Origin of the sequence: Actinomycetospora straminea (assembly GCF_028737255.1) — a bacterium.
GTDB classification, from domain to species: domain Bacteria; phylum Actinomycetota; class Actinomycetes; order Mycobacteriales; family Pseudonocardiaceae; genus Actinomycetospora; species Actinomycetospora straminea.
In genome coordinates, this window is the sequence record NZ_JAQZAN010000024.1 from 88732 (window position 1) to 95505 (window position 6774).

7 protein-coding genes are annotated in these 6774 nt (G+C 73.5%); 5 read left to right on the forward strand and 2 right to left on the reverse strand.

What is annotated here, in order from left to right; genetic code table 11:
* From PH190_RS30665 to PH190_RS26025, 3 genes are all read left to right on the forward strand, one after another.
* Positions 1–543: a UGSC family (seleno)protein gene (locus tag PH190_RS30665; protein WP_420791712.1), complete on the forward strand. Its 543-nt coding sequence runs from the start codon at positions 1–3 to the stop codon at positions 541–543.
* A gap of 165 nt (positions 544–708) precedes the next feature.
* Positions 709–2067 carry an FAD-binding oxidoreductase gene (locus PH190_RS26020; RefSeq protein WP_274234440.1) on the forward strand — a complete coding sequence of 453 codons (1359 nt, stop codon included), beginning with the start codon at positions 709–711 and terminating at the stop codon, positions 2065–2067.
* Between the two features lie 26 nt (positions 2068–2093).
* Positions 2094–3317, forward strand: a complete 1224-nt coding sequence (locus PH190_RS26025; protein ID WP_274234449.1) for an SAM-dependent methyltransferase — start codon at positions 2094–2096, stop codon at positions 3315–3317.
* Here the strand turns inward: PH190_RS26025 and PH190_RS26030 are convergent.
* Together PH190_RS26030 and PH190_RS26035 are read right to left on the reverse strand one after the other, a co-directional pair.
* Positions 3265–3918 (reverse strand): sigma-70 family RNA polymerase sigma factor, encoded by a 654-nt coding sequence (locus PH190_RS26030; RefSeq protein WP_274234441.1) that lies wholly within the window; start codon positions 3916–3918, stop codon positions 3265–3267. The two genes, PH190_RS26025 and PH190_RS26030, sit on opposite strands and share 53 nt — an antisense overlap.
* Before the next feature lie 290 nt (positions 3919–4208).
* Positions 4209–4880: a TetR/AcrR family transcriptional regulator gene (locus PH190_RS26035; RefSeq protein ID WP_274234442.1), complete on the reverse strand. Its 672-nt coding sequence runs from the start codon at positions 4878–4880 to the stop codon at positions 4209–4211.
* 90 nt (positions 4881–4970) lie between these two features.
* Between PH190_RS26035 and PH190_RS26040 the strand changes: the two genes are divergently transcribed.
* Both PH190_RS26040 and PH190_RS26045 read left to right on the forward strand, forming a co-directional pair.
* Positions 4971–5480: a hypothetical protein gene (locus PH190_RS26040; protein WP_274234443.1), complete on the forward strand. Its 510-nt coding sequence runs from the start codon at positions 4971–4973 to the stop codon at positions 5478–5480.
* A 182-nt stretch (positions 5481–5662) separates the two neighbouring features.
* Positions 5663–6774, forward strand: a 1112-nt coding sequence (locus PH190_RS26045) for a serine/threonine-protein kinase (protein ID WP_274234444.1), incomplete at its 3' end; no start/stop codon positions are given.

Sequence of the window (6774 nt, forward strand, 5' to 3'; positions counted from 1 at the left end):
GTGGACAGCCCGGTCACCGTCGTGCTCGACCCCACCGACGAGTCCCGCCCCGCCGCCCGCACCGTCGGGCCGCGCCCCGACGACCTCGCGGGCCGCACGGTCGGGCTGCTCGACATCGCCAAGCCGCGCGGCGACGTCTTCCTCGACCGGCTCGCGGACCTGCTCACCGAGCGGGGCGCCACGGTCCGCCGCTACGCCAAGCCGACCTTCACGAAGCCGATGCCCACGGACCTGCGCGCCGAGATCACCGCGGAGTGCGACGTCGTCATCGAGGCCCTCGCCGATTGAGGCTCGTGCACGTCGTGCAGTGTGCACGACCTCGCCGCCCTCGAGGCCGACGGCATCGCCACCACGTTCGTCGCGTCGAGCGAGTTCGTCACGGCCACCGACGCCCAGGCCCGCGCGCTGGGCTTCGCGTCGGTGCCCGCCGTCTACGTCGCCCACCCGATCCAGGACCGCACCGACCCCGAGATGGCGGCCCTCGCCGACGAGGCGCTACCCCGGGTGCTCGCGGCCGTCACGGGAGCGCCCCCGACCGCGTAGGGCTGCAACACGCCGGATCGACACGCCGTGTGGCACAGCGGACACGGTGCGTCGAGCGTCCGCTCGGGTGGCACACGGAACATCGGAACATCGGTGCTCCGGACCTCACAGCGGGCATACGCTCCGTCGGGATCCGGGAGGGAGCACCCAGATGACGGTCGGCTCATGACGACGGCGACGGACGCCGAGACCGCCCACCGCCGGGCGGTGGACGCGGTGCGGGAGGGTCTCGCGGCGCTGCCCGCGGACGCCCCGGTGCGGCTGCGCAAGAAGACCTCGAACCTGTTCCGCTTCCGCGGGGGAGCGGGCGGGCTGACCGTCGACGGTCTCGACCGCGTCCTCGCCGTCGACCCCGTGGCGCGCACCGCCGACGTCGCGGGCATGACCACCTACGAGCACCTCGTCGCGGCGACCCTGCCGCACGGGCTGATGCCGCTGGTGGTGCCACAGCTCAAGACGATCACGCTCGGGGGAGCGGTGGTCGGGCTCGGGATCGAGTCGTCGTCGTTCCGCGACGGCCTGCCGCACGAGTCGGTCCTCGACGCCGACGTGCTCACCGGGTCCGGCGACATCCTCTCGACCACCGAGCACCCCGACCTGCTCGCCGGCCTGCCCAACTCCTACGGCACGTTGGGCTACGCGCTGCGCCTGACCATCGAGCTCGCGCCGGTCCGGCCGTTCGTGCGCCTGCGCCACGTCCGGTTCGACACCGCCGACGGGGTCGCGCGGGCGCTGGCCGAGGTCTCGTCGTCGCGGACCTGGGAGGGGGAGCGGGTCGACTTCTGCGACGGCGTCGTCTTCTCCGCCGACGAGCACTACATGACCGTCGGCGAGATGGTCGACACCGCGCCGTACCTCTCGGACTACACCGGCCAGCAGATCTACTACCGGTCGATCCAGCAGCGTGAGAGCGACTACCTGACCATCCGCGACTACCTGTGGCGCTGGGACACCGACTGGTTCTGGTGCTCGCGCGCCCTCGGTGTCCAGCACCCGGTGGTGCGGCTGCTGTGGCCCGCGCGGTACCGGCGCTCGGACGTCTACCGCCGGATCGTCGCGCTCGACCGCCGCACGGGCCTGTCCCAGGCCCTCGCGCGCCGCGGCGGCGCGGCCGGCGTCGAGCCGATCATCCAGGACGTCGAGGTGCCCGTGGACCGGCTCGCGGAGTTCCTGGCGTTCTTCCACGACGAGATCGGGATCGAGCCGATCTGGCTGTGCCCGCTCCGGCAGCGCGACCGCCGGAGCTGGCCGCTCTACCCCCTGGACCCCGACACGACCTACGTCAACATCGGGTTCTGGTCCGACGCCCCCCTCGCCGAGGGCCAGGCCCCGGACCACCACAACCGGCGCATCGAGCAGGTGCTCATGGGGCTGGACGGCCACAAGTCGCTGTACTCGACCGCCAGCTACACCCCGGACGAGTTCGACGCGCTCTACGGGGGCACGACCTACCGGGACCTCAAGAAGCGGTACGACCCGGACGGCCGTCTCCCGGACCTCTACACCAAGACCGTGACGGGCTGAGGAGGATCGTCGTGCAGGTCGCCGAGATGTTCCGACCGGTGCTGGGGGAGCAGGCCCCCGTCGCCATCCGTGCCTACGACGGGAGCACGTCGTCGCCCGGCGGCGCCGACCCCGTCGCCACCGTCGACGTGCGCAGCGAGACGGCCCTGGCCTACCTCGCCGGCTCGCCGAACAGCCTCGGGCTCGCGCGGGCCTACGTCTCCGGCCACCTCGACGTCGACGGCGACATCTACGAGGCGCTGACGGCGATGAGCGACCTGACCGTCTCCGACGTGCCGCCCACGACGCTGATGCGCATGGCCGCGCGGCTGGCCCCGCTGCGGCTGCGCCACCGCATCGCCCCGCCGCCCGAGGAGCACCGCCAGCACGGGCGCCGGCACTCCAAGGACCGCGACTCCGAGGCCATCGAGCACCACTACGACGTCTCGAACCGCTTCTACGAGATGGTCCTCGGGCCCTCGATGGCCTACACGTGCGCGGTCTACCCCTCGGAGACCGCGACGCTCGAGGAGGCCCAGTTCGCCAAGCACGCGCTGGTCGCCGAGAAGCTGCGGCTCGAGCCGGGCATGCGCCTGCTCGACGTCGGCTGCGGCTGGGGCCAGATGTCGATGCACGCCGCCGAGCACCACGGGGTGCAGGCGCTGGGCGTGACGCTCTCGCGCGACCAGGCCACCTGGGCGCAGAAGGAGGTCGCGCGCCGCGGGCTGGGGGACCTCGTCGAGATCCGGCACGCCGACTACCGCGACGTCACCGAGACCGGGTTCGACGCCGTGGCCTCGATCGGGCTGACCGAGCACATCGGGCGGCGCCACGTCCCGGGCTACTTCCGGTTCCTCCACGACAAGCTGCGCCCGGGTGGCCGGCTGCTCAACCACTGCATCACCCGGCCCGACGCGCACCACCGCGCGCACGCCGACCCCTTCATCGACCGGTACGTCTTCCCGGACGGCGAGCTCCTGCCGATCGGGTGGCTGATCTCGCAGATGAACGGCGCCGGCTTCGAGATCCGGCACGAGGAGAACTTCCGCGAGCACTACGCGAAGACGCTCGCGGGCTGGTCGGCGAACCTCGAGGCGAACTGGGACGCCTGCGTCGAGGAGGCCGGGGAGGGGCGCGCCCGCGTGTGGCGGCTCTACATGCCGGCGTGCCAGGTGGGGTTCGACGTCAACAACATCCAGCTCCACCAGGTCCTGGGGGTCAAGCTCGGCCCCGGCGCGCGCTCCGGGTTCCCGTTGCGGCCCGCGTACTGAGCAGGCCCCGCGGCGGGGTGTCGTCGGGCCCGCGCTCCTCGTCGGGCGCGCCGAGGACACCCCGCAGCTTGGCCACCGCGCGGTGCTGGGCGACGCGGACCGCGCCCGGCGTCGACCCGACCGCGACCGCCGTCTCCTCGGCCGAGAGCCCGACGACGACGCGCAGCACCAGGATCTCGCGCTGCTTGGCCGGCAGCTGCGCGAGCAGGGCGCGCATCTCGGCACTGGCCGACGCCTCGAGGGCGTGCTGCTCGGGGCCGACGGCGTCGGTGAAGCCCTCGGGGACCTCGTCGGTGGGGTCGGAGCGGTCGCGGCCGGCGTGCCGGTGGGCGTCGACGACCTTGTGCGCCGCGATGCCGTAGACGAACGCCAGGAACGGCTTGCCCTGGTCGGTGTAGGTCGGGAGCGCCTTGAGGACCGCCAGGCAGACCTCCTGGGCGACGTCGTCGGCGGCCACACCGGCGCGGTCGCTGCCCAGCCGCGAGCGGCAGTACCGCACGACCAGGGGCCGCAGGATCGCGAGCAGCTGGTTGAGCGCGGCCCGGTCCTCGGCCACGACGGCGGCGACCAGGCGATCGATCTCGTCGGACTCGTCGGTCACCGGCGCCCCCGCCGATGTCCTGCTCCAGCCACGGTTCCCCCCGAGCACGCCCGGGCCGTGGGCCCGGACCATCCACTGAAAGTGAGCGACCGTCACGTAGCGGAGACAGGTGTCCCGTGACGCGACCCGGCCGTGATCCCACCGTGCTCGATCGGGTGGGCTCTGTGAAGGAGGCGCGCGGTCGGCGGACGGACTGTCCGCCGGGCGGCCGATCGGCGGCGCCCGATGCAACGTCCGGACACGGACGACCTGCCGCCACCGGTCGCCGGGCCACGGCGAGCGGATCTCGATCACGTGGTCGGAGCGGGACCTCCGCGGAACGCCGGCGCCAGGACCGCGTCGCACATGGCCTGCCCGATCCACCTCTCGTACCGATCGCCGCTCCAACCGCGGGCGGCGGTGAGCAGGTGCCACACCTCGGTGCTGTTGAGGGTCCAGATGCGGTCGCGGGCGTCGTCCTCGGCGAGCCCCGGGGAGAGCGCGTCGAGCTCCACCAGCCGCCGGACCACCATCCCGGTGCCGACGAGACGCTCCTCGTCGGTCGTCGCCCGGAGGGCCACGAGGTCCGGGTCGCCGGCCGTCGCGCCCGCGCCGATCTGCAGCGCGAGCGGCCCGAGGCGGTCGATCACCGTCCGGCCCAGCCGGGCGTACCCGTGCAGGAAGGCGGCCGGGTCGGGCTCCGCGTAGAGCGCGCGGACCTCGGGACGCTCGGCCAGGGGGAGGGGCGCGTCGTCGCCGGCGAGCGTGAGGTCGTACCCCTCCTTGAGCAGGGCGGCCTTGGTCCCGAACCCGTTGTAGACCGTCTGCGTCGACACCCCGGCCGCCTTCGCCACCGCCGCCACGGACGTCGACGCGTAGCCGTGCGCGACGAACTGCTCGACGGCCACGCGGGCGATCTCCTGGCGGGTGCGGGCGGCCTGGCGCTCGCGGCTCGTGGCGTCGTAGCGACGGCGGGACGGCATCTTCGCTTGACTCCTGCTCAATCGGATTTACTCTTACTCTATCCGAATTGACGGCCCGGTGCCCGGGCCCTCCCGGCAGGAGACCTCCCGATGTCCCTCGGCACCCCGTCCACCGTCCGCCCGTCGCCCCGGCCAGCCACCGTGCGGGACTGGCGATGGCCGCACCTCGTCGGGCTCGCGGCACTCTCGGCGTACTCGACCGCGATCGGCTGGCAGGCGCAGCTCGTGTCGTACCCGCTGTTCCGGGCCGTGGCGCCGGACGATTTCCTGGCGTACCACGCGCAGTACAACCGGGCGATCCCGCTCGTCGTCGTCGTGCCGGGCTTCGTGTGCTTCCTGGCCTGCGCGGCGTTCCCGTGGACCCGGCCGCCACACGTGTCCCGTCGGCTCGCCACGGTGGTCGCCGCCGGCGGTGTCGTCTCGCTGGTCGCGACGGTCGCGTGGGCGATCCCGCGGCACGACCTGCTGGACCGGATCGGCCGGTCCGCGACGGTGATCGACAGCCTGCTCGACGCGAACCTGCTCCGGACGCTCGCGCTCACGGCGGGCACGATCGCCCTGCTGGTGGCGACGACCCGGGCGGGCCGGCGGGCGGGCTGAGCCGGATCGAGCCGTCCGACCCCGCTCCCGCAGGTCCGTGTCGATCCGATAATCGATATTATGTCATCTCGTCAGGAGAGGCCGTGGGCGAAGATCGTCGATCTCCTCCCCTCCGCGACCTGCACTGACCTACGATGCCGACCGCGAGGGTCCGGCACACCTGCGGGGCCACAGGGGGCGGCGTGGGCGACGAGAACGGCGGCGGAAACGGCAGCGGGAACGCCGGCGGGAACGGCAGCGGGACCGACGAGGCGGACGGCGACCGGTTCGGCCGGTACCGCCTGCAGGGCCTCATCGGCTCCGGCGGCATGGGCGACGTGTACCAGGCCGTCGACACGCAGCACGACCGCGTCGTCGCCCTCAAGCTGCTCCCCCCGCTGTTCAGCGGCAGCGCCGAGTTCCAGGAGCGGTTCCGTCGCGAGTCCCGCATCGCCGCCCGCCTGCGCGACCCGCACATCATCCCGATCCACGACTTCGGTGAGATCGACTCGCGGCTCTACATCGACATGCGCCTCGTCGACGGCGGGACGACCATCGCCACGCTGCTGCGCGACGAGGGCCCGCTCCCGGCGGACCGCGCGGTCCACCTGGTCGCCCAGGTCGCCGAGGGCCTCGACGCCGCGCACGGCGACGGGCTGATCCACCGCGACGTCAAGCCGTCCAACGTCCTGGTCACCGCCCGGGACTTCGTCTACGTCATGGACTTCGGCATCGCGCACGCCATCGGGCAGACGAAGTTCGGGCTGACGATGACCGGGTCGACGGTCGGGACGATCGACTACATGGCCCCGGAGCGGTTCGTCAACGGGCCCGTGGACCGGCGGGTCGACGTCTACGCGCTCGGCTGCCTGCTCTACCAGTGCCTGACCGCGCGCCCGCCCTTCGAGGCCGCCGAGGCGCCGGCGCTGATGTTCGCGCACGTCCACGGCGAGCCGCCCCGGCCCAGCGCGTCCGTCGCCGGCGTGCCCCCGGCGCTCGACGACGTCGTGGTCACCGCGATGGCCAAGGACCCCGACCACCGGTACGCGACCGCCGGCGAGCTCCGCGACGCCGCCCGCCGGGCCCTCGACAGCGGCGGGCGGACCTCCGGCGGACCCACCGGGGCGCCCCTCACCGCGCCGGTCCCCCGCGGCACCCGACCCTACGATCCGGGCACGGACGGACCGCCCCGGGACACCGGCGACCGGCCGGCGGCGGGCGCCGCGAGGCCCGGCACCGCGCCGCCCGGACCGACACCCTCCGGACCGACACCCTCCGGACCGACACCCTCCGGACCGACACCCTCCGGACCGAC